Consider the following 20447-nt stretch of genomic DNA (forward strand, 5'->3'; position numbering starts at 1 on the left):
GGTTGAATCGTTCCGACTGTGAACGATGTGTCGACTGTTTCGTATCTTTGGTGAACAGTCGCGATAGGCTAATTGTGGGGCATCGTTTTTCACGGAGCCCCACCCAAATGTCCAACGCTTCCATCGCTTCCGAAAAGGCCGGCCTCGGCGCCGGCGGCCCGGCCCTGGTTCTTCTCGGCCGCGTCCTCCTGTCGGTGATCTTCATTCTCGCCGGCTATGCCAAGCTGACTGCGATTGGCGGCACTGCCGGCTGGTTCGCAAGCCTCGGCCTGCCGATGCCCACCGCAACGACGGTCGTCGTCGGCCTGGTCGAACTGCTTGGCGGTCTTGCAATCCTCGTCGGCTTCCAGGCCCGGATCGCCGCACTGGTGCTGGCTGTCTTCACCCTGGCTGCGACTGCCATCGCCCATCTCGACTTCGCCGACCAGATCCAGGTGATGTTCCTGCAGAAGAACCTGGCTATTGCCGGCGGCCTGTTCGTGCTCGCCGCCTTCGGCGCAGGCGCGCTGTCGGTCGACGGCCGCCGTTAAATCGGGAAAGACCTCCCAAGCAAAGCCCGGGCTCGTCCCGGGCTTTGCTGTTTTGGCACAAACAACCCACCACTCGTCCTCGCGAATCGTTCAAAGCCCCCGCCACACCAGCCTAGCAGGGACGGCGTTGGCGCCCGGCTTGGTGCCGCGCACGCCCTCCCGCCTCATCTCCGAGCGAGCAGCGGTTGGGAATATCTTTCGTTGCCGAGCGTTTATTCAGGAGATCCGATAGAGGCCCACCCCCCGCGATCATCGCAAAGAGGTTCATCTCACTGACGATCATCGCAGGCCTTGAGCTCCACGGACATTTTCCCCTGGAGAAGACAAATGAGACGCTATCTCTCCGTACTCGCATGCTCGGGATTGCTGAGCATTGGAGCGCTCTACGGCGCGCCTGCTTTTGCCGGCAGCATTCCTCGTTCCATTTCCGACATTGCCCCGACCATCGGAAGTGCCTGGCATGGTGATCTAGGCGGCGGCCTGCAACTCGTCCGCGGCGGCGGCGGTCACGGCGGCGGCGGCATGGGCGGAGGCGGCCACGGCGGCATGGGCGGCGGCCACCACGGCGGCATCATGTTTCCGAGTGGAGGCGGCGGCCAAGGCATGGGCGGCCATGGTTTCCACGGCAATCACTTTGATCATGGCAGTCACTTCCACAATGGTCACTTCCACAACGGTGATTTCCACCATGGTCATTTCCACCATCGTCATTTCCGCAACAACAACTTCCTCTTTAACAACGGCGAGGGAGATCCGTGGTATTCTTATTGCCCACCCTATTACTCCAACTACTACGGATCCTGCTATCCTGGATATTAGTCGCCTCGGATAGGTACGGCGGCTTCACATTCAACCAACCAATCGCCCCGCTGCCCGAAAGGTGGCGGGGCTATTTGCGTACGAACGCAACCAAGTACTTCGGGCACCTCAAAGGTAGGGACGAACCCCGTTGCCGAAAGGTTGCGGGACGTTTTCACCGCGAATTCGAGATGAACCGCGCAAGTGACTTTTTCCCGCCGCAAGCGCATCCTTGCGAAGACTGCGGAGGTGATGTCGATGTTCAGGAACCTTTTGCTTCTGGCCGCACGTATCCTGATTGCCGTGCTTTTCGTACCATCGGGCATCCACACGCTCTCCAACATCGCAAGCACGACGACCTATTTCGGCGGTCTCGGCTTTCCGCTCCCGATTCTGGTTGCCTGGGGCGTCGGGCTGCTTGAGTTCGTCGGGGGTGCGTCCGTGCTCCTCGGGTTCCAGACGAGGCCCGTCGCAATTCTGCTCGGTGCATTTTCGTTCGCCGCAGGATTCATCGGCCACTACGGGCATGGCGGCACGGATCCGGTGCTGGTGACGATGCACGCACAGGCGCTGATGAAGGACATCGCAATCGCCGGCGGACTTCTGGCGCTCTCCGCCGCCGGGCCGGGCGCGTTTTCTGTCGACCGAGCCTGATCTATTTCACAGCGGTGCTCGGGCCGTCCTCGACGGCAAGCACCAGCTTGCGTCCAGTAACCTTGGCAAGCTGCGCCAGGCGACCTGCGGGACGTTCGCCATAGAGCTGGCTGAACTCGGCCGGGATGACCAGCGCCAATATGCCACCGTCCCAATCCTCCCAGCGCAGCTTGGGCATGACGCCGGGCATCGCGGCCGACAGCAGGTAGACCACGCGCATCATCGCACCAAGGATGCGCGCCCGTTCGAGATAGCGCGGCGTCGCCAGTTCCTTCAGTTCCGGCGCGAAACTGTCGTTGAACACGCCGTCGTGCCGGAACAGGTTTGCCAGCGCCAGGAAGGCCCGGCCAGGATGGTCGACGCCGATGAACGACGCATGGGCGATGATGTTCAGCGATTGCCGCCCGCGATATTCGGGATGCGCCCGCCACCCGATGTCGGCAAGCAGGCAGGCGGCGTGGCGATAGCGCGACTCCTCCTCGGTCTCGTCGATGCCGAAGGCCTCGAAGGACCTGCGCGTCCACTCGGTCAGCTCATGCGCATGACGCACCGAGCGCGCCCGCAGCAGCGCCAGTTCTTCCGCCGCCGAGATCAGCGGATCTGAACGGCGCTCGTCTTCCTCCAGCAGAGAATAGAGAAATCCTTCGCGCACACCGAGCGCGGAAACCACGATCTTCGATGGCTGCATGGCGGAGATGATCTCCTGCAGCACCACCGCACCATAGGGCAACAGCGAGCGGCGGTTCTTCGACACGCCCTCGATGCCCTTGAGCTTTTCGACTTCGCCACGGGCCACTTGCCTGAGGAACGGCAGCAGGCTTGTCGGATCGAGCTCGTAGTGATGCATGACCTCGAGCGGATAGTTGGTGGCGGTCATGTGCAGTCGGGCAAGATTTCGCCAGGTGCCGCCCACCGCGTAGAAGATCCTGCCCTGCCCGCCATTGAGGAGTTTTGCGCGCGCAAGCTCCGTGCGGGCGATCTTGGCCGCTTGCACCGGCGAGCCCTTGGCCATGTCCTGCAGCCGCAGACCACCAAGCGGCAGCGTGATGCCATCGCCGATGTCCTCGCCCTTGACGTCGACCAGTTCGAGACTGCCGCCGCCCAAGTCGCCAGCGATACCATCAGCCGGATGAAAACCCGAAATGACGCCGAGCGCCGAGAAATAGGCTTCCTCGCGGCCGCTCAACACGCGAATCTCGGTACCGAGAATGGCCTCGGCGCGGTGGATGAAATCCGGGCCGTTGACCGCTTCTCGGGCGGCAGCGGTTGCCAGGACATACATCTTCTCGGCGCCCGCCTGTTCGGAAAGCGCACGAAAACGCCTGAATTCGTCCACTGCCCGCGCTACGCCCTCCGGATCGAGCTTTCCGGTCGAAACGATACCGCGACCGAGGCCGGCGAGCATCTTTTCGTTGAACAGCAGGGTCGGCGAACGCGCCAATCCTTCATAGACGACGAGACGGATGGAGTTCGAGCCGATATCGATGATCGACAGCGGGCGGCGGTCCTTGAGCCGCCCCTGCGAGAGCTCAGCCATCAGCTGGCCGCTGCCTCAGCCTTCTTGCGGCGCTTGAACTGCGCGATGCGCTTGGGCGCATGAGATTTCAGCGCGTCACCCCGTCCGGAGAGGCTCGGATTGGTCATGAAATATTCCTGCGCGTTGAATGGCTCTTCGCCCTCGTCCAGCGTCACCCGCCGCGAGGTACCGTCCGCCAATACTTCGAAACTTTGCTGGTTGTCCATGATGTTTCCGAGCATGACCTGCCCCAGAACCTGCTCATGAACAGTCGGATTGGTGATGGGCACCATGCATTCGACGCGGCGGTCGAGATTGCGCGGCATCAAATCCGCCGAACTGATATAGACGATCGCCTCGTCCGACGGCAGGCCGTGGCCATTGCCGAAACAATAGATGCGGCTGTGTTCGAGGAAGCGGCCAACGATCGACTTGACGCGGATGTTCTCCGACAGGCCCGGCACCTGCGGCCTGAGGCAGCAGATACCGCGCACCACCAGGTCGATCTCCACGCCGGCGCGACTGGCGTCATAGAGCGCGTCGATGATCATGGGATCGACGAGCGAGTTCATCTTCATCCAGATCTGCGCCGGCCGGCCGGCGCGCGCATGCTCCACCTCGTCACTGATGTGCTGGAGGATGCGGCTGCGCAGCGTATAGGGCGACAGCGCGATGGACATCTCCTCGGCCGGCTCGGCATAGCCGGTGATGAAATTGAAGATCTGCGCCACGTCGCGGGCAATCGCCGAATCGGTGGTGAAGAACGACAGGTCGGTATAGATGCGCGCGGTGATCGGGTGGTAGTTGCCGGTGCCGAGATGCACGTAGTTGCGCAGACGGCCGTCCTCGCGCCGCACCACCAGCGACATCTTGGCGTGAGTCTTGAGCTCGAGGAACCCGAACACGACCTGCACGCCGGCCCGCTCCAGATCGCGCGCCCAGCGAATGTTGGCCTCCTCGTCGAAACGCGCCTTGAGCTCGACCAGTGCGGTCACCGACTTGCCGGCTTCGGCCGCATCGATCAGCGCGCGCACGATCGGGCTGTCGTTCGAGGTGCGGTACAGCGTCTGCTTGATCGCCACCACCTCGGGATCCAACGCCGCCTGGCGCACGAACTGCACCACCACATCGAAGGATTCGTACGGGTGGTGGACGATGAAGTCCTTTTCCCGGATCGCTGCGAAGCAATCGCCGCGATGGTCGCGGATACGCTCGGGGAAACGCGGGTTGAACAGCGGGAACTTCAGGTCGTCGCGCGGAACCGCCACGATCTCCGAAATCTGGTTGATGGCCAGCGGCCCGCTCAGCACGCTGACGCGGTTGGCTGAAACACCCAGCTCTGCGGCGACGAATTCGCGCAATTCCGGCGGCATCTGGCTGTCGAACTCGATACGGATCACCGATCCGCGCCGCCGGCGCTTGAGAGCAGTCTCGAACAGGCGCACCAGATCCTCGGACTCTTCTTCGACCTCGATATCGCTGTCGCGGATGATCTGGAACGTGCCCGATCCCTTGACCTCATAGCCGGGGAACAGCTTTCCGATGAACAGGTTGACCGTCTCTTCGATCGGGATGAAGCGCACTGCGCGCTTGCGGTCCGGCAGCCGGATATAGCGCTTGAGCGCCACCGGCAGGCGCAGCAGGGCCGTCATCTCCTCGCCGTTCTTGCGGTGGCGGAGTTGCAGCGCGATCGAGAAGCCGAGATTGGGAATGAAGGGGAACGGATGCGCCGGGTCGATCGACAGCGGCGTCAGCACCGGAAATATCTGCTCCATGAAGTGGTCTTCCAGCCACTTCCGTTCGTCCTTGGCGAGATCGGCCGCAGCAATGCTCTCGATGCCCTCGAGCTTGAGCAACTGCATCAGGCTGGCCAGGCTTTTCTGCTGATCCTCCTGCAGCCGCTCGACTTCGAGCAGCAACTGTTCGAGCTGCTGTTGCGGGGTGCGCCCGTCGGGGCTGCGGATGGTGATGCCCTCGCGCACCTGGCCGGCCAGGCCGGCGACGCGCACCATGAAGAACTCGTCGAGATTGCCCGCCGAGATCGACAGGAAACGGACACGTTCGAGCAGCGGGTGGTTAGGATTCTGCGATTGCTCCAGCACACGCCGGTTGAACTGCAGCCAGGAGAATTCGCGATTGACGAAGCGATCGGGGTTGCCGTCGGCGGCGTCCGTCGGCGACTTGTCATTGACGAAATCGGTATGGACCGGCTTCAACTGATTCAAAGGCATTCTTTCCCCATTGCCGCGTTCCGCCGCTTATCCGGCTCAGCTTATCCTGTGACAGGCAATTGCGACAGTTTCATTTCAGCATCTTGCAAACCCGCCGCTTATGATACAAACGCTCCAATTACAGCGCAGCGCGCCCGTTGTGTGCGCCAGGGATGCTGTGGCATTTTGATGGTGCGTGTGATCTTTAGGAAAATCGGAACCGGTTTTCGGGGTCATGCGCAAGGTTTCTCGAAGGGAAAACTCCATGGCCGGTGGCTCCATTCCCCACTTCCAGAACGACGCTGGACATGCCGTGATCGAGATCGGCGTGAAGGAATTCATGTGCGTGGGCGCCAACCCGCCCTTCGACCATCCGCATGTGTACCTCGACATGGGCGCGGACTCCGAGAAGGTCTGCCCCTACTGCTCGACGCTCTATCGCTATTCATCGGACCTCAAGGCCACCGAGACACAGCCGCAGGGCTGCCTCTACGTCGCCGACCGCGCGGCCTGAACCCACCAATCCGTAGGTCATGCAATCGCAGCAGATTGTCGTGTCGGGGGCCGGCATCGCCGGCCTGACGGCAGCGATTGCTTTTTCTGATCTCGGATTCAGGGTTCGTGTCTACGACCGCTCGCCGGTGCTCGAAGAGGTCGGCGCCGGCCTCCAGCTCTCGCCCAACGCCACCCGAATCCTCGACCGCCTCGGCGTGCTCGACATCGTCCGCCCTTCGGCCGTGCAGCCGGAGGCAGTCGTGCTTCGCGATGCAGCAACGCTCAACGAGCGCGCGCGCGTGCCGCTCGGCGCTGCCGCCGATCAGCGCTGGAAGGCGCCCTATCTCGTCGCTCATCGCGCCGACCTGCAAAACGCCCTGCTCAGGCGAGCGCGCGAAAGCGCCCTGATCGAGATCACGCTCGGCGCAACGGTCATCGACGCCGAAGTGCAGCCGGACGGAGTTGCGGTGTCAGTCGAGCAGGCCGGCTTCACATCCGAGGTCGAGGGCATGCTGTTCGTCGCCGCCGACGGCGTCTGGTCGAACAGCCGGCACTTGGTCGGCCCTGATGGCAAGAGCCGCTTTACCGGCGAACTCGCCTGGCGCACGACGATATCCTCCGACAGCGACATTGGACGGCATTTTGTCGCCCTTTGTTCGCCGACGGTGGTGACCACCTTTCTTCATTCCGGCTTCCACCTTGTCGCCTACCCTGTCCGAGCAGGCGCGGCCATCAATCTCGTCGCCTTCACGCCTGGTGTAGCCATCGCCGAGCAGTGGTCGGGCACGACCGACGCCGGCGCCCTGCGCCACGCCATGGCCGGCACCGCGCCCGAACTCTTGCGTATCGTCGATGAAGCCGCGCCCTGGACCGTCTGGCCGCTGCACACCGCTGATGCAAGCCATCCATGGACACGCGATGGAAGCATCGCTCTGATCGGCGACGCGGCCCATGCCATGACGCCCTTCGCCGCACAGGGTGCAGCGATGGCGATCGAGGATGCCTGGACGCTGGCGAACGCCGTTGCCGCCGCATCCGACCGGCCCAAGGCGCTTGCTGAATGGGAAGCGGTGCGCAAGCAGCGTGTCGCGCGGGTGGCGCGTCGCGGAGCGCTCAACCACCTTGCCTGGCACGCGACGGGCCCAGTGGCACTGGCGCGCAACATGTTCCTGAAGCTGAAATCGCCAAACAGCCTGGCTGCCGACCTTGACTGGCTCTATGGCTGGATGCCGCCCGGTTGGACCGACGAAGAGCGGTTGTAAAGGCCAAGCGACCAATTCAGCGTCAGCGGCAGCGGGTTCCACCAGCCGGTCGTCAAGCCGGCCTCGCGAAGGGCAGCGGCGGCCCAGGTGTTGCAGCCGGCCAGCGCAGTGAAATAGCCATTGGCCTCAAAAAATGCGTCGTTGGATCCGTAGCGCGCACCTGCTATCCGCCGAACAGCCGCTCCATCGCGCTCGAAGCTTGCTGCAATGAAATCGAGCAGTGCCGCGAACTCCGCTTCTCCGACATCGAAGCGCGAGACCGCCGGATGCGGCAGTGCGATGTCGCCGGCCGTATCGACATGCATGGCCGACTGGTCGAGCGTCAGTGCCGCAAGGAGCGGCCCGGGTCGCAGTTCCGACCATGTCGGAGTGGCGAGATAGAACGCCCGGCTCCCCCAGCCGAAAACGAGATAGCGCGCCTCGGGCCAACTGGCGAGGAAGCCCTCTTCAATCAGGAAGCCAAACCTGGCGAGCACGGATGCCTCGATCGGCACGGCGATATTGGTGTGAATCGGGTTGCTGATGACTAGGACATGACGCGGGGCGACGTCCACCTGCCCGCCGCCGGACAACGGCCGCGGCACCAGCGCCCCCAGCACGACTGCCGCCAGGACGAGCAGCACGGCAAGGCTGGTGAGGCGAAGCGCCCTTTTCAACGGCCAAATGCCCCTGTTCAAAGTACTCGGTTCACCAAGAGGTAGCCCGGCTGTGACGCAGCCGGGCCCTCATGTATCGCCCCGCCGTTGCCCCTAGTGCAGGATCTGGCTGAGGAACAGCTTGGTGCGCTCGTGGCGCGGATGGTCGAAGAACTCGGCCGGCGTGTTCTCCTCGACGATCTGGCCCTGGTCCATGAAGATCACCCGGTTGGCGACCTTGCGGGCAAAGCCCATCTCGTGCGTCACGCACAGCATGGTCATACCCTCTTCGGCGAGGCCCACCATGGTCTCGAGCACTTCCTTGATCATCTCGGGATCGAGTGCCGAAGTCGGCTCGTCGAACAGCATGATGCGCGGGTTCATGCACAGCGAGCGCGCGATCGCCACGCGCTGCTGCTGGCCGCCCGACAGTTGCCCCGGATATTTGTTGGCCTGCTCGGGAATCTTGACCCGGCGCAGGAAGTGCATCGCCTGCTCCTCCGCCTGCTTCTTCGGCGTCTTGCGCACCCAGATCGGCGCCAGCGTGCAGTTCTCCAGGATCGTCAGATGCGGAAACAGGTTGAAGTGCTGGAACACCATGCCGACTTCGCGGCGAACCTCGTCGATCTTCTTGAGATCGTTGGTCAGTTCCTTTCCATCGACGATGATCTTGCCCTTCTGGTGTTCCTCCAGACGGTTGATGCAACGGATCATGGTCGACTTGCCCGAACCCGACGGGCCGCAGATGACGATGCGCTCACCACGCATGACGCGCAGGTTGATGTCCTTAAGGACATTGAACTCGCCATACCATTTGTGCATCCCGACGATGTCGATTGCCACATCGGTGTCGGAGATATGCATCTTCGCCCGGTCGACCTTGATCTCTTCTGCGCTGACTGCGTTTTCGGTGGCCATCGGCCGAATCCCCTTTTTCTCTTCCCTTAGCGCTTATGCCCTGTGTCGAGCCGGTGTTCCATATAGATAGAATAGCGCGACATACCAAAACAGAACATCCAGAATACCAGAGCCGCAAAAACAAGCCCCGACGCCGGCGTCTGTGGCGACGCCCAGGCAGCATCCGAGAAGTTCTGGCGTACCACGCCGAGCAGGTCGAACATCGAAATGATGTAGACCAGGCTGGTGTCCTTGAACATGCCGATGAAGGTATTGACGATGCCGGGGATGACCAGTCTGAGCGCCTGCGGCAGTATGATCAGCCCCATCTTCTGCCAATAGCTGAGGCCGAGTGAATCGGCTCCCTCGTACTGGCCCTTGGGGATGGCCTGCAGGCCACCGCGCACCACCTCCGCCATATAGGCCGAGGCGAACAGCGAAACACCGATCAGCGCGCGCAGGAACTTGTCGAAGGTGATGCCCGCCGGCAGGAACAGCGGCAGCATGACGCTCGCCATGAACAGCACGGTGATCAGCGGCACGCCGCGCACGGTCTCGATGAAGATCACGCACAGCATTTTGACCACGGGCATCTTCGAGCGACGGCCCAGCGCCAGCATGATGCCAAGCGGCAACGACACTACGATGCCGACGAAGGACAGCGTCAGCGTCACCAGCAGCCCGCCCCACAGCGGGGTCTCGACATGCGTCAGGCCGAACATGTTGCCGACAAGCAGGATGTAGGCGACCACCGGCAACACCAGAAACAGCAGGATCGCATTCAGCCCCTTGCGCGGCACGCGCGGGATCATCATCGGCAGAAGCAGTGCCACGAACAGCGCCGCCGCCAGCATGACCCGCCAACGCTCTTCTTCCGGATAGCGGCCGAACATGAACTGGCCGAACTTTGCCCTGACAAAGGCCCAGCAGGCGCCGGACCAGCCATCGGGCTGGATGCCCCCTTGCGCCACTGTCGCGCAGAAGGTGCGATCGGTCCCGGTCCATTGCGCCTGAACCAAAGCCCAGTCCACCAGCGGTGGCAATGTGAGCGCCACGATCACCATGCCAAGGATGGTGAGCACCGAATCGAAGGGATTGGCGAAGAGGTTCTTCCGCGCCCAGGCCACCGGCCCACGCTCCTTGGCCGGCGCCGGCTGCGGCAGGGCCATTTCGGTGCGGACGTAACTCACCTCGTTCTGCAACATGCCCGCCTCCTACCTTTCCACCAGCGCCATCTTGGCGTTGAACCAGTTCATGAAGGCCGAGGTCATGAGGCTGAGGCCGAGATAAACAACCATCCAGATCACGACGATCTCGATTGCCTGGCCGGTCTGGTTGAGTACGGTCCCGCCCACCGCCACCAGATCCGGATATCCGATCGCGATCGCCAGCGACGAGTTCTTGGTCAGGTTGAGATACTGGCTGGTCAGCGGCGGAATGACGATGCGCAGCGCCTGCGGCACCACCACCAGCCGAAGCGTGGGGCCGGAGCGGAGCCCGAGGGCCGCAGCAGCCTCGCTTTGTCCCTTGTTCACGCCCTTGATGCCGGCGCGGACGATCTCTGCGATGAACGCAGCGGTGTAGAACGACAACGCCAGGTAAAGCGACAGGAACTCGGGCTTGATCTGCACGCCGCCGGTCAGGTTGAAGGTCGACTTCTGCGGGAAATCGAAGCTCAGCGGGAATCCGGTGGCGATGAAGGCCAGCAGCGGCAGGCCGACGACCAGCGCGAGTGACGTCCACAGAACAGGAAAGGTCTGGCCGGTCGCCATCTGCCTTTGCCTGGCGCGCCGGGCGACGAAAATGGACATGCCGACGCCAAGGACGAACGCCAGCAGGACCAGCAGCCCCCCCTCGCCCCAGACGGCCTTTGGAAAATAGAACCCGCGGCTGTTGAGATATGAGCCGAACGGCAGCTCTATGCTCTCCTTGGGCAGCGGCAGCACCGAAAGAACGCCGAAATACCAAAAGAAGATCACCAGCAGCGGCGGAATGTTGCGGAATACCTCGACGTAAACAGTGCAAATCTTGCGGATCAGCCAATTGTGGGAGAGCCGTCCGATGCCGACGAGAAAGCCGAGAACCGAAGCCGTCACGATGCCCGCCGCCGCCACCACAACCGTGTTGATGAGGCCGACCAGCAGTGCCCGCTTGTAGGTGGAGTCGGAATTGAAGGCGATCAGTGAATCACTGAGGTCGAAGCCGGCGCGCCCATTGAGAAAAGCGAAACCCGAAGCGATGTTGGCGCGCTTCAGATTTTCGACCGTATTGCCGACGATCCAGTAGACAAAGGCGACCAGCGCCACAACGACCAGAACCTGGAAGAAGATGCCGCGTACCTTCGGATCATAGATCAGCGACGCGCGGCCGCCCCCTACGTCTCGGGGAATGTCCTGCGTAGCCATCGGAAGTCCCTCTTGAAGAGTGACCGGGAGGCGGAGGATCCCACCTCCCGGGTAGACTTCGGATCAGCGGATCGGCGGTGCGTACTGCAAGCCACCCTTGGTCCATAGCGCATTGATGCCGCGGGCGATCTTGAGCGGGCTGCCCTGGCCGACATTGCGTTCAAACAGCTCGCCGTAGTTGCCGACGGCCTTGACGATGTTGACCACCCAGTCGTTGGTGAGGCCAAGGTCGGTGCCGATCTTGGTGTCGGCCTCGGTGCCGAGCACACGCTTGACCTCGGGATTGCCCGACGCCTTCATCTCCTCGATATTGGCCTGGGTGATGCCGAGTTCCTCGGCGGTCAGCAGCGCGAAATAGACCCAGCGGACGATGTGGAACCACTGGTCGTCGCCCTGGCGCACGGTCGGCCCGAGCGGCTCCTTGGAGATGATCTCGGGCAGCACCACGTGATCGTCGGGCGAGCTGAGCGTCAGGCGGATGCCGTACAGGCCCGACTGGTCGGTGGTGTAGACGTCGCAACGGCCGGCGTCATAGGCGGCGTTGACCTCTTCCAGCTTTTCGAAGACGACCGGATTGTACTCCATCTTGTTCGCCTTGAAGTAGTCGGCGAGGTTGAGTTCGGTCGTCGTGCCTGTCTGCACGCACACGGCGGCACCCGAAAGCTGCAGCGCGGAATTCACGCCCGGCAGCTTCTTGGCGTTGATCATGAAACCCTGGCCGTCATAGTAGGTGACGCCGGCGAAGTTCAGGCCGAGCGCGGTGTCGCGGTTGATGGTCCAGGTGGTGTTGCGCGACAGAAGGTCGATTTCGCCAGACTGAAGCGCCGTAAAGCGCTCCTTGGCGGAGAGCGGCGTGAACTTGACCTTGGTGCCGTCGCCGAAGACCGCTGCGGCGACCGCCCGGCAGAAATCAGCGTCGAGACCCGTATAGTCGCCCTTGTCGTTCGGCGCCGAGAAGCCCGCCAGACCGGTGCTCACGCCACATTGCAGGAAGCCCTTGGCCTTGACGTCGTCAAGCGTGCCGGCCGAAGCCGCGGTCGCCATGGCACCGAGCGCGGCAGCCCCCAGAATGCCCGAAATGATGTATTTCATGACCCACGAACCCTTTTCTGTTTTTACAGGCTTATGCCTGCTTTTTGAAATGTGAACTCAGCATCCCCTATCCGGCCCATTTCCGGATTGCGCACCCTCTCCGGCGCGCATTTGCTGCAGTCCGGTCCACAATCGCATCGAAGGGGAAAAATCCAATGAGGTCAAGTAATAATGACCCGCTGCATTGCCCATGGACAAATGCACGCAAGAGCTTGTGCAGTGATTGCCGCCAGAGCGGGCAGACGACTGCCTAAAACCTGAATTCAGGGCTGCTTTTTGCGGCCGATGCCAGTCGCCGCCGGCAACAGCTTGCCCTTGCGCGGACGGAAAGCCACACGCCGGGCGGCCAGGAAACGCGCCATGGCGATCGTCAGCACGAGGCCGAACATGAACCCGCCCACGACGTCGGACGGATAGTGCGCGGCGGCGGGAACGCGGAACGACGACAGCGTCAGGAAAACAACGCCGATCGGCAGCCATTGACGCGGGAACCAGATCATCAGCACCGCAGCCACGGTGCCGAGCGTCGTCGAATGCCCTGACGGAAAGCTCGAGAAATACTTGCTCACCACGAACGGGTCGAAATGGTAGGCCCCAAGCTCGCCGAACATCGACGGCCGTGCCCGGCCGACGACGATCTTGACCAGATTCACGGCGATCCCGGTGATTGCGACCGAACTGAACAGGAAGGACGCCTGCCCGAACAGCACCACCAGCCGCGCCCTGACACGATGGCCGGCATTGCGCCAATCCGCCGTTGCCGCGACCAGATAAAGCAGCAGCGCGGGAACGAGATACCACTCCGATTTGCCCGTCTGGCTGAGCGACGCAAGCCAGCGCATCAGCTGATTGCGGTTGGAGAGGATGAAATCCATCACCGTCGCATCGAATGGCAACAACAGAACCACCGCGACCAAGCCGGCCAGCGCCAGCAACACCAGCTGACGCGACCATACCGGCTCAGGCTGGCCTACCGGTGCACGCCACATGCGGCGCCAGGTAAACGCAATCGTTTCGCCAAGGCGGCCGAAGTGGCCCGCGGGCCAGATCTGGCCCAGCCGAACGTGCAACCTCGCCGGTTGCGCCGGTTCAGGCGCCACACTATGGCTGGCGTCTTCGCTGAAAGGGTGCGTTTTCATGACAAGTGGCAACAGTCGGATAAAGGGCGTCAACACGCGGCTTGCGCATTCGGGGCACGATCCACACGGGTTTCACGGCTTTGTCAATCCGCCCGTGGTGCATGCGTCGACGGTTCTGTACCCCAACGCTGCAACGATGGCAGCACGTGCCCAGAAATACACCTACGGCACCCACGGAACGCCGACCACCGACGCATTGTGCGAAGCGATCGATGAACTCGAAGGCTCGGCCGGAACGATCGCGGTTCCCTCGGGTCTCGCCGCCGTCACCGTTCCCCTGCTCGGTTTCCTGTCGTGTGGCGACCATGTGTTGATCACCGATTCCGTGTACGGGCCGACGCGACATTTTGCCGACACCATGCTCAAGCGCCTCGGCGTCGAGGTAGACTATTACGATCCGCATGTCGGCGCCGGAATCGCTGCCCTGATCAAGCCCAACACCAAGGTCGTGTTCACGGAATCGCCCGCATCAAACACCTTCGAGGTTCAGGACATCCCGGCGATCGTCAAAGCCGCTCATGCCGCCGGCGCGATCGTCATGATGGACAACACCTGGGCAACGCCGCTTTTCTTCAAGGCGCTCGACTTCGGCGTCGACATCTCGATCCATGCGGCGACAAAATATCCCGCCGGCCACTCCGACGTACTGAGCGGCACCGTCTCGGCCAATGCCGCCTGCTGGCCACGCCTGAAGGATGCGTTCGACACGCTCGGCTGCTGTGCCGGTCCCGACGACGTTTATCAGGTCCTGCGCGGCCTGCGCACGATGGGCGTCCGGCTGGCCCACCACGAAAAGAGCGCGCTCGAGATCGCGCGCTGGCTCGAAGGCCAGGCGGGCGTCGCCAGGGTGCTGCACCCTGCCCTCGAAAGCCATCCCGACCATGCCCTGTGGAAACGCGATTTTTCCGGCTCGAGCGGCATCTTTACGGTGGTGCTTGCCGGTGGCGGCACCCAGAAGGCGCATGCCTTCCTCGATGCACTCGAAATCTTCGGGCTCGGTTTTTCCTGGGGCGGCTTCGAAAGTCTGGCGGTGCCGGTCTTCCTCGGCGACCGCAAGATCGCCAAGGGCCCCTACGAGGGACCGCTCATCCGCCTGCAGATCGGCCTCGAAGACGTTGAAGATCTCAAGGCGGACATTTCAGCCGGACTGGTGGCGGCCAACGCCGCCGAATAGGCCGGATTTTCGAGGAACTGCGGCGGCAAGGCAGACTGCTGCGCCGGCTATGTCTTTGAAAATAATGGCGATCCCGACAGGATTCGAACCTGTGACCATCGGCTTAGAAGGCCGGTGCTCTATCCAGCTGAGCTACGGGACCGCTCGCCGGCCTTTGACGGGCCGGCATGGTCAGGCCTGGAATCGTCAGTGCGTCCAGGGAATCTTGCGGTCATAGCGGAAATTGTCGGAGTAGGAAATCTGCCGGCGCTTGGGTTCCTTCGGCTCCTGCACGCGGAAGGCGATGCCTTCCTTCTCGGCAAAAGCGATGGCCTCCTCGCGGGTGTCGAAGGTCAGCCTGATCTGGCTCTTCATGTCGCTGGAGGTGGTGTAGCCCATCAGCGGGTCGATCTTCTTCGGCTTCTCGGCGTCGAATTCGAGCACCCACTGTCCGGTCTTGGCTTTGCCGGACTGCATAGCGGTCTTGGCAGGGCTGAAAATTCGCGCGGACATGCTCACCTCTTTCGTCGATCCGCATGAACGTGCGGACATCCCGATGCGCCCGTCATTACTGCGCAATCGCCGCCGCTGCAAGGCTGGGTCCGGACAGCATCGGAGCTTTGCAGTGGGAAGTTCCGATTTCGCTCTTTTTGCCCTTGCCTTGTTGGGCGGAAGCCACTACGCACGGCTTCTCAAAGCGGTCCGGAGTGTAGCGCAGCCTGGTAGCGCACCTGATTTGGGATCAGGGGGTCGTAGGTTCGAATCCTATCACTCCGACCATTCAAGTCTTTGTAGACCCAATCACCCATCAGGTTGGTAGAAGAGGCGGACAGAACAGGCCCGCTTCCAGTTGCTGCTGTCCCAGCGTTACTGAAGAACAGCTATCTGCTGCGATTCCTTCGTCGCCAGCCGCTTATGCCGTTCTAAGACCAACTGCCTACTCGACAGTTTGCAATCGGCCTGCGCATCTGGCGCAGGGAGGATCAAACTTGCCGTATCTCGACATCTATCTCGCCCAACTCCTCGACCCGTTCCGCATCGGACTACTGATCGCGCTGGTTCTGACCGCAGCAAACACCGCGCAAGCGCTGAACCGGTGGATTCCGATCGCGCTGGGCGTCGTCTTCGTCGCCGTTCTGATTCCGTTCAGCCTGGGACCGGCGGACAGCCATCCCGCCGCCACCGCAGTCCTGGTCGGCCTGTTTTCGAACGCGACCATCCTTGCGCTGCTGCTTGCGGCGAAGGCCGTCTATTCGCGATTGGCCTGAGCCGGGGTCAGAGTTCGAACTCGCCTTGGCCTGCATCGAGCGCGTTGATCGTCTCGGCGGCAAGCGCGCGGGTGATCCGGCTCTTTTGCTCCAGGGCCGCGCGGTCGAGCCGGTCGACAACCCCGATCGCCGTCGACAGCGAACGTTCCATACGGCGGACGAGGAACTGAACCACATGCGGCTCGACCTCGACCTGGCGGTCGGCGAACAACTTGGTGATGACGCCCGCAAGCAGCACGTCATCGGGCTCTTCGATCTCAACTGTCGCCGCAGCCTTGAGCCGCGAGGCCAGATCAGGCAGCGTCACTCCCCATGCGGTGGGAAAGCTGCGCGCGGTCAAAAGCAGATGCGAGCCGGCTCCACGCACCAGATTGATGAGGTGAAACAGGCCATCCTGATCGAGCCTGCCCTGATCGGCATCGTCGATCACCACCGGCGTCGAGCCGATCGCGCCGATATGGGCGGAGATGTCGGAAGCGGAAAGCTCTATGGCTCCCGCCTGCTCGCGCCAGATCGCCGCCAGATGCGATTTGCCCGATCCGGCCGGCCCAGCGAGCAGAACTACCGGTGCCGGCCAGTCCGGCCAGCGGTCGATAAGGGCCGTTGCCTGCAGATTGGCCGGCGAAACGACCAGATCGTCGCGTGAAAACCCTGGCGAATGGCCAAGATCAAGCGGCAACTGACGCGGTTTTTCGGGCTCGCGCGTCAAGGTCATTTTTCCGTTCGGTCGTCGGCCGGCGCATGCGGCGCGGCGGTCGGTTCGTCCGCATGGCCGTGATAAAGCGGCGATTCAAGATAACGCGCTATGGCAAAGCGCACGAGCACGGCAATCGCAGCGGCGGAAGGGACAGCGACCAGCAGTCCGACGAAGCCGAACAGCGCGCCAAAGGCGAACAGGGCAAACATCAGCCACACCGGATGCAGGCCGACGCTTTTGCCCACCAGCCGCGGCTGGAGGATGTTGCCTTCGATGAACTGGCCGACAAAAAACACGCAGGCGACGGCCAGCACCATCATCCAGTCGGGCCAGAACTGCACGAAGGCAACGCCGACCGACAGAACCAAGCCTGTCAGCGAGCCGACATAGGGAATGAAGCTGATCAGACCCGCAAACAAGCCGATGAGCACGCCGAAGTTCAGCCCTGTCAGCGTCAGGCCGACGGCATACATGACGCCAAGCACGATGCAGAGCGTGCCCTGTCCCCGCACGAAGCCTGCAGTGGCGGCGTTGATGTCGGTTGCCAGTTGGCGAACGGTCTCGACATGGTCGCGCGGTATCCAGCTGTCGACCACGGCGACCATGCGGTCCCAGTCGAGCAGCATATAGAAAGCAACGACCGGCGTGATGACGAACAGGCTGGCAATGGAGAACAGCGCCATGCCTGAGCTCCAGATCGACTTGAACACCGTCGCGAGGAAACCGAAGCCAGCGCTCAGGACCGAATTGAGCGCGTCTTGCAGGCCAGTTGCGCTGACGCCAAATCGCTGTTCGAGCCACTGCGGATTGAAATTGGTCACCAGTTTCTGAAGCTTTTCGGCATAACCGGGAACCTTTTCGGCGAAATCCGCCATCTGCGTGGCAAGCACCGGAATCAGCACCACCAGCGCCAGCGTCAGCAGAATGACGAAACAGATCAGGATCACCACCGACGCCATGAAGCGCGACAGCCCGAACCGCTGCAGCCTGTCGGCGACGGGATCCAGGAAATAGGCCAGCGCCATGCCAGCCACGAAGGGCAGCAGGATGTTGCTGAACAGATAGAGGAAAGCGACGAACAGAACGGCCGTGATCAGCCAGAAGCGGATCTGCGTGCGGAACGACGCTGCCGATGCGGCTTCAGCCGCCTCGCTATCGGTTGGAAGCTTCGCCTTCGCCATAACCACTCATATGCCTCAGCCAAGCCACGAGATAGGCTGCTGCGGAAGCGACGGTCAAGAGGCCGGAGACCGTTATCAACGCCGGGCGCACCGGTCCAAGGGCAAAGCTGAAGGAAAGCTCGGCCAGCACGACTGCCGCCAGGACGATCTGTATGGCGGTATTGGCCTTGGACACCATCAGCGGCTTCACGACGACGGGATTGCCCATGACGGTGGAGAGCAGCACCGCGCAGACGATCAGGGCGTCGCGCGACACAGCCAGGATCACCAGCCAAAGCGGCAGATGCCCCATGATCCCGAGCACGACAAAGACGCTGACCAGCAGCAGCTTGTCGGCCATCGGGTCGAGATAGGAGCCAAGCACCGAACGCTGGTTGAAATGCCGGGCGATGAAGCCATCGACGGCGTCCGACACGCCGGCGACGACGAAGCCGGCGAAGGCCCAGTCCCAAGCCCCCGAAAGCATGGCGTAGATCACGCAAGGGACGAGCAGGAGCCGCACGATCGTGATTATGTTCGGAACAGTCACAACTCGCATCCCGCCTTTGGTTTTCGCCGATAGTCTTTGTCTTTTCCCGATACATGGGCGAGACTTCGCGTCACCGCAAGTGACCTGCCATGCTGGGCTCTGTCCACCGCTTTGGCGGGCTATCCGGCCGCACCGGGCCTCATTCGCTTGCGGGAAGGAGCCGTTCATGCGAATAGCGCGCCAAACGCACGGCATCAGGATTTTACGATGAGCGAAGGCAGCAAGGGTCTCACCTACGCGCAGGCGGGCGTCGACATCGACGCCGGAAACCTGATGGTCGAGAAGATCAAGCCGCTGGTGCGCTCGACGCGCCGGCCGGGGGCCGACGGCGAGATTGGCGGCTTCGGCGGCCTGTTCGACCTGAAGGCAGCAGGTTTTTCCGACCCGATCCTCGTCGCGGCCAATGACGGCGTCGGCACCAAGCTCAAGATCGCCATCGACGCGGGCAAGCACGACACCATCGGCATCGACCTCGTCGCCATGTGCGTCAACGACATCGTCGTCCAGGGCGCCGAGCCGCTGTTGTTCCTCGACTATTTCGCCACCGGCAAGCTCGACCCGATCCAGGGCGCCGACATCGTCTCGGGCATCGCCGAGGGCTGCCGCCAGGCCGGCTGCGCGCTGATCGGCGGCGAGACCGCCGAGATGCCGGGCATGTACCATGGCAATGACTACGACCTCGCCGGCTTTGCCGTGGGGGCTGCCGAGCGCGGCCAGCTGCTGCCCACCGACGACGTGGCAGAAGGTGACGTGCTGCTCGGTCTCGCCTCCTCCGGCGTTCATTCCAACGGCTATTCGCTGGTTCGGCGCATCGTCGAGAAATCCGGCCTGACATGGAGCGCCCGCGCGCCCTTCGCCGACGGGCCGACGCTGGCAGAGGCGCTGCTCGAGCCGACCCGCATCTACGTCAAGTCGCTGCTCAAGGCGATCCGCGGGACCCATGGCATCAAGGCGCTGGCCCACATCACCGGCGGCGGCTTCCCCGAAAACATCCCGAGGGTGTTGCCCAAGGAGTTCTCGGCTGAGCTCGACCTGTCGGCGATCGACGTGCCGCCGGTGTTCTCCTGGCTCGCCAAAGCCGGCGACGTAGCGCCGGAAGAGATGATGCGCACCTTCAACTGCGGCATTGGCATGATAACGGTGGTCGCCGCCGGCCAGGCGGCACAGGTTGCCGCCGTGCTGCAGGAAGCGGGCGAGACGGTCACGCCGATCGGTCGCATCGTGCCGCGCCGCGATACCGGCGTCATCTATCGTGGCACGCTTTCGCTATGACCAGCCAGCGCAAACGCACCGTCATCCTCATTTCCGGCCGCGGCTCCAACATGGCCGCACTGATCGACGCCGCCGCCGACCCCGCCTTCCCGGCCGAGATCGTCGGCGTCATCTCCGACAAGGCCGATGCGGCTGGCCTCGGCATCGCCGCCAGCCGCGGCATCGCCACCAAGGTGGTTACGCGCGCCGACCATGCCAGCAAGGATGCCCATGACGCGGCGATCCATTCCGCGCTCGCCACCTTCGGCGCGGAGATCGTGGCGCTGGCCGGCTACATGCGGCTTTTGACGGCTGGCTTCGTCGAGAAGTGGCAGGGACGGATGATCAACATCCACCCCGCACTCCTGCCCTCCTTCAAGGGCCTGGACACCCACCAGCGCGCCCTCGACGCCGGCATTCGCGTGCATGGCTGCACGGTCCATTTCGTGACAGCAGCCATGGACGACGGCCCGATCATCGCCCAGGCCGCCGTACCTGTTCTGATCGACGACGACGAACCGACGCTGTCGGCGCGCGTGCTCAAGGCGGAGCACCGGCTCTACCCGCTGGCGCTCAGGCTGTTTGCCGAAGGCAAGGTGCGGATGGAAGGCAACCGCACCGCGTTTTCCGGCTTCGCCGACACTGTCGGCCAGGACGAGATTGCGGCACCAAACCCGGCGCGCGAAGAGATCGACCTGGAACAGTTGGCGCGCATCACGCCCTGAAACGGAGGCA

General features: G+C 62.8%; 21 protein-coding genes and 2 tRNA genes. 10 read left to right on the forward strand and 13 right to left on the reverse strand.

Annotated features, from left to right (window positions below; all coding sequences use genetic code 11):
- The first annotated feature begins 107 nt into the window (after positions 1 to 107).
- From ABSY17_RS17265 to ABSY17_RS17275, 3 genes are all read left to right on the forward strand, one after another.
- A complete protein-coding gene (locus ABSY17_RS17265; protein WP_378943351.1) occupies positions 108 to 530 on the forward strand; it encodes a DoxX family protein in 423 nt (140 codons plus the stop codon).
- Between the two features lie 327 nt (positions 531 to 857).
- Positions 858 to 1349 (forward strand): hypothetical protein, encoded by a 492-nt coding sequence (locus tag ABSY17_RS17270; RefSeq protein WP_378943353.1) that lies wholly within the window; start codon positions 858 to 860, stop codon positions 1347 to 1349.
- A 237-nt stretch (positions 1350 to 1586) separates the two neighbouring features.
- Positions 1587 to 1982 carry a DoxX family protein gene (locus tag ABSY17_RS17275; protein ID WP_378943355.1) on the forward strand — a complete coding sequence of 132 codons (396 nt, stop codon included), beginning with the start codon at positions 1587 to 1589 and terminating at the stop codon, positions 1980 to 1982.
- A 1-nt stretch (position 1983) separates the two neighbouring features.
- Here ABSY17_RS17275 and ppx read toward each other — a convergent pair whose 3' ends face one another.
- Together ppx and ABSY17_RS17285 are read right to left on the reverse strand one after the other, a co-directional pair.
- A complete protein-coding gene (gene ppx, locus ABSY17_RS17280; RefSeq protein WP_378943357.1) occupies positions 1984 to 3519 on the reverse strand; it encodes an exopolyphosphatase in 1536 nt (511 codons plus the stop codon).
- A complete protein-coding gene (locus ABSY17_RS17285) occupies positions 3519 to 5723 on the reverse strand; it encodes an RNA degradosome polyphosphate kinase (RefSeq protein WP_378943359.1) in 2205 nt (734 codons plus the stop codon). The genes ppx and ABSY17_RS17285 overlap by 1 nt, the downstream gene beginning before the upstream one ends.
- A 250-nt stretch (positions 5724 to 5973) precedes the next feature.
- On the opposite strand from ABSY17_RS17285, the gene ABSY17_RS17290 reads away from it, so the two are divergent.
- Both ABSY17_RS17290 and ABSY17_RS17295 read left to right on the forward strand, forming a co-directional pair.
- A complete protein-coding gene (locus ABSY17_RS17290) occupies positions 5974 to 6222 on the forward strand; it encodes a zinc-finger domain-containing protein (RefSeq protein ID WP_378943361.1) in 249 nt (82 codons plus the stop codon).
- A 19-nt stretch (positions 6223 to 6241) separates the two neighbouring features.
- Complete coding sequence (locus ABSY17_RS17295; protein ID WP_378943363.1) at positions 6242 to 7465, forward strand: FAD-dependent monooxygenase; 1224 nt, start codon at positions 6242 to 6244, stop codon at positions 7463 to 7465.
- Here ABSY17_RS17295 and ABSY17_RS17300 read toward each other — a convergent pair.
- The 6 genes from ABSY17_RS17300 to ABSY17_RS17325 all read right to left on the reverse strand — a co-directional run bounded on the left by ABSY17_RS17300 (position 7420) and on the right by ABSY17_RS17325 (position 13633).
- The gene (locus ABSY17_RS17300; RefSeq protein ID WP_378943365.1) at positions 7420 to 8121 is read right to left on the reverse strand and encodes a TIGR02117 family protein; all 702 of its coding nucleotides are present in this window, start codon (positions 8119 to 8121) and stop codon (positions 7420 to 7422) included. The genes ABSY17_RS17295 and ABSY17_RS17300 overlap by 46 nt on opposite strands.
- Positions 8122 to 8214: 93 nt before the next feature.
- On the reverse strand, positions 8215 to 9018 hold the full coding sequence (locus ABSY17_RS17305; protein ID WP_378943367.1) for an amino acid ABC transporter ATP-binding protein: 804 nt from the start codon (positions 9016 to 9018) through the stop codon (positions 8215 to 8217).
- A 26-nt stretch (positions 9019 to 9044) separates the two neighbouring features.
- Complete coding sequence (locus ABSY17_RS17310) at positions 9045 to 10202, reverse strand: amino acid ABC transporter permease (protein WP_378943369.1); 1158 nt, start codon at positions 10200 to 10202, stop codon at positions 9045 to 9047.
- Between the two features lie 9 nt (positions 10203 to 10211).
- Positions 10212 to 11402, reverse strand: a complete 1191-nt coding sequence (locus tag ABSY17_RS17315; RefSeq protein WP_378943371.1) for an amino acid ABC transporter permease — start codon at positions 11400 to 11402, stop codon at positions 10212 to 10214.
- A 63-nt stretch (positions 11403 to 11465) separates the two neighbouring features.
- Positions 11466 to 12494: an amino acid ABC transporter substrate-binding protein gene (locus tag ABSY17_RS17320; RefSeq protein ID WP_378943373.1), complete on the reverse strand. Its 1029-nt coding sequence runs from the start codon at positions 12492 to 12494 to the stop codon at positions 11466 to 11468.
- A gap of 263 nt (positions 12495 to 12757) precedes the next feature.
- Positions 12758 to 13633 (reverse strand): phosphatase PAP2 family protein, encoded by an 876-nt coding sequence (locus tag ABSY17_RS17325; protein ID WP_378943375.1) that lies wholly within the window; start codon positions 13631 to 13633, stop codon positions 12758 to 12760.
- On the opposite strand from ABSY17_RS17325, the gene ABSY17_RS17330 reads away from it, so the two are divergent.
- Positions 13632 to 14807 carry a cystathionine beta-lyase gene (locus tag ABSY17_RS17330; protein WP_378943377.1) on the forward strand — a complete coding sequence of 392 codons (1176 nt, stop codon included), beginning with the start codon at positions 13632 to 13634 and terminating at the stop codon, positions 14805 to 14807. The two genes, ABSY17_RS17325 and ABSY17_RS17330, sit on opposite strands and share 2 nt — an antisense overlap.
- A 65-nt stretch (positions 14808 to 14872) precedes the next feature.
- On the opposite strand, the gene ABSY17_RS17335 is transcribed toward ABSY17_RS17330, so the two are convergent.
- Positions 14873 to 14949: transfer RNA gene (locus ABSY17_RS17335), tRNA-Arg, on the reverse strand.
- Between the two features lie 44 nt (positions 14950 to 14993).
- A complete protein-coding gene (locus tag ABSY17_RS17340) occupies positions 14994 to 15299 on the reverse strand; it encodes an ETC complex I subunit (protein WP_378943379.1) in 306 nt (101 codons plus the stop codon).
- A gap of 190 nt (positions 15300 to 15489) precedes the next feature.
- On the opposite strand from ABSY17_RS17340, the gene ABSY17_RS17345 reads away from it, so the two are divergent.
- Together ABSY17_RS17345 and ABSY17_RS17350 are read left to right on the forward strand one after the other, a co-directional pair.
- A tRNA-Pro gene (locus tag ABSY17_RS17345) sits at positions 15490 to 15566 on the forward strand.
- Positions 15567 to 15775: 209 nt separating this feature from the next.
- Positions 15776 to 16054 (forward strand): hypothetical protein, encoded by a 279-nt coding sequence (locus ABSY17_RS17350; protein ID WP_378943381.1) that lies wholly within the window; start codon positions 15776 to 15778, stop codon positions 16052 to 16054.
- 7 nt (positions 16055 to 16061) lie between these two features.
- Here ABSY17_RS17350 and hdaA read toward each other — a convergent pair whose 3' ends face one another.
- From hdaA to ABSY17_RS17365, 3 genes are read right to left on the reverse strand one after another with little or no spacing between them, the layout of a single operon-like run.
- Positions 16062 to 16769 carry a DnaA regulatory inactivator HdaA gene (gene hdaA / locus ABSY17_RS17355; RefSeq protein WP_378943383.1) on the reverse strand — a complete coding sequence of 236 codons (708 nt, stop codon included), beginning with the start codon at positions 16767 to 16769 and terminating at the stop codon, positions 16062 to 16064.
- Complete coding sequence (locus ABSY17_RS17360) at positions 16766 to 17932, reverse strand: AI-2E family transporter (protein WP_378943385.1); 1167 nt, start codon at positions 17930 to 17932, stop codon at positions 16766 to 16768. The genes hdaA and ABSY17_RS17360 overlap by 4 nt, the downstream gene beginning before the upstream one ends.
- Entirely contained in the window at positions 17904 to 18461 is a 558-nt protein-coding gene (locus tag ABSY17_RS17365; protein ID WP_378943387.1) for a CDP-alcohol phosphatidyltransferase family protein, read from the reverse strand. The genes ABSY17_RS17360 and ABSY17_RS17365 overlap by 29 nt, the downstream gene beginning before the upstream one ends.
- A gap of 207 nt (positions 18462 to 18668) precedes the next feature.
- Here ABSY17_RS17365 and purM point away from each other — a divergent pair, with 207 nt between their 5' ends.
- A complete protein-coding gene (gene purM / locus ABSY17_RS17370) occupies positions 18669 to 19733 on the forward strand; it encodes a phosphoribosylformylglycinamidine cyclo-ligase (RefSeq protein ID WP_378943389.1) in 1065 nt (354 codons plus the stop codon).
- On the forward strand, positions 19730 to 20437 hold the full coding sequence (purN, locus tag ABSY17_RS17375) for a phosphoribosylglycinamide formyltransferase (protein WP_378943391.1): 708 nt from the start codon (positions 19730 to 19732) through the stop codon (positions 20435 to 20437). The genes purM and purN overlap by 4 nt, the downstream gene beginning before the upstream one ends.
- The last annotated feature ends 10 nt before the right edge of the window (positions 20438 to 20447 follow it).

The sequence above is a fragment of the Mesorhizobium sp. ANAO-SY3R2 genome (assembly GCF_042466635.1).
Classification (GTDB): Bacteria; Pseudomonadota; Alphaproteobacteria; order Rhizobiales; family Rhizobiaceae; genus Aminobacter.

Excerpts from the sequence above, each read along its gene's own strand:
- ABSY17_RS17265 (WP_378943351.1), top strand. The coding sequence starts at position 108 with ATGTCCAACGCTTCCATCGCTTCCGAAAAGGCCGGCCTCGGCGCCGGC.
- ABSY17_RS17270 (WP_378943353.1), top strand. The coding sequence starts at position 858 with ATGAGACGCTATCTCTCCGTACTCGCATGCTCGGGATTGCTGAGCATT.
- ABSY17_RS17275 (WP_378943355.1), top strand. The coding sequence starts at position 1,587 with ATGTTCAGGAACCTTTTGCTTCTGGCCGCACGTATCCTGATTGCCGTG.
- ppx (WP_378943357.1), bottom strand. The coding sequence starts at position 3,519 with ATGGCTGAGCTCTCGCAGGGGCGGCTCAAGGACCGCCGCCCGCTGTCG.
- ABSY17_RS17290 (WP_378943361.1), top strand. The coding sequence starts at position 5,974 with ATGGCCGGTGGCTCCATTCCCCACTTCCAGAACGACGCTGGACATGCC.
- ABSY17_RS17295 (WP_378943363.1), top strand. The coding sequence starts at position 6,242 with ATGCAATCGCAGCAGATTGTCGTGTCGGGGGCCGGCATCGCCGGCCTG.
- ABSY17_RS17305 (WP_378943367.1), bottom strand. The coding sequence starts at position 9,018 with ATGGCCACCGAAAACGCAGTCAGCGCAGAAGAGATCAAGGTCGACCGG.
- ABSY17_RS17310 (WP_378943369.1), bottom strand. The coding sequence starts at position 10,202 with ATGTTGCAGAACGAGGTGAGTTACGTCCGCACCGAAATGGCCCTGCCG.
- ABSY17_RS17315 (WP_378943371.1), bottom strand. The coding sequence starts at position 11,402 with ATGGCTACGCAGGACATTCCCCGAGACGTAGGGGGCGGCCGCGCGTCG.
- ABSY17_RS17320 (WP_378943373.1), bottom strand. The coding sequence starts at position 12,494 with ATGAAATACATCATTTCGGGCATTCTGGGGGCTGCCGCGCTCGGTGCC.
- ABSY17_RS17330 (WP_378943377.1), top strand. The coding sequence starts at position 13,632 with ATGACAAGTGGCAACAGTCGGATAAAGGGCGTCAACACGCGGCTTGCG.
- ABSY17_RS17325 (WP_378943375.1), bottom strand. The coding sequence starts at position 13,633 with ATGAAAACGCACCCTTTCAGCGAAGACGCCAGCCATAGTGTGGCGCCT.
- ABSY17_RS17340 (WP_378943379.1), bottom strand. The coding sequence starts at position 15,299 with ATGTCCGCGCGAATTTTCAGCCCTGCCAAGACCGCTATGCAGTCCGGC.
- hdaA (WP_378943383.1), bottom strand. The coding sequence starts at position 16,769 with ATGACCTTGACGCGCGAGCCCGAAAAACCGCGTCAGTTGCCGCTTGAT.
- ABSY17_RS17360 (WP_378943385.1), bottom strand. The coding sequence starts at position 17,932 with ATGGCGAAGGCGAAGCTTCCAACCGATAGCGAGGCGGCTGAAGCCGCA.
- purM (WP_378943389.1), top strand. The coding sequence starts at position 18,669 with ATGAGCGAAGGCAGCAAGGGTCTCACCTACGCGCAGGCGGGCGTCGAC.
- purN (WP_378943391.1), top strand. The coding sequence starts at position 19,730 with ATGACCAGCCAGCGCAAACGCACCGTCATCCTCATTTCCGGCCGCGGC.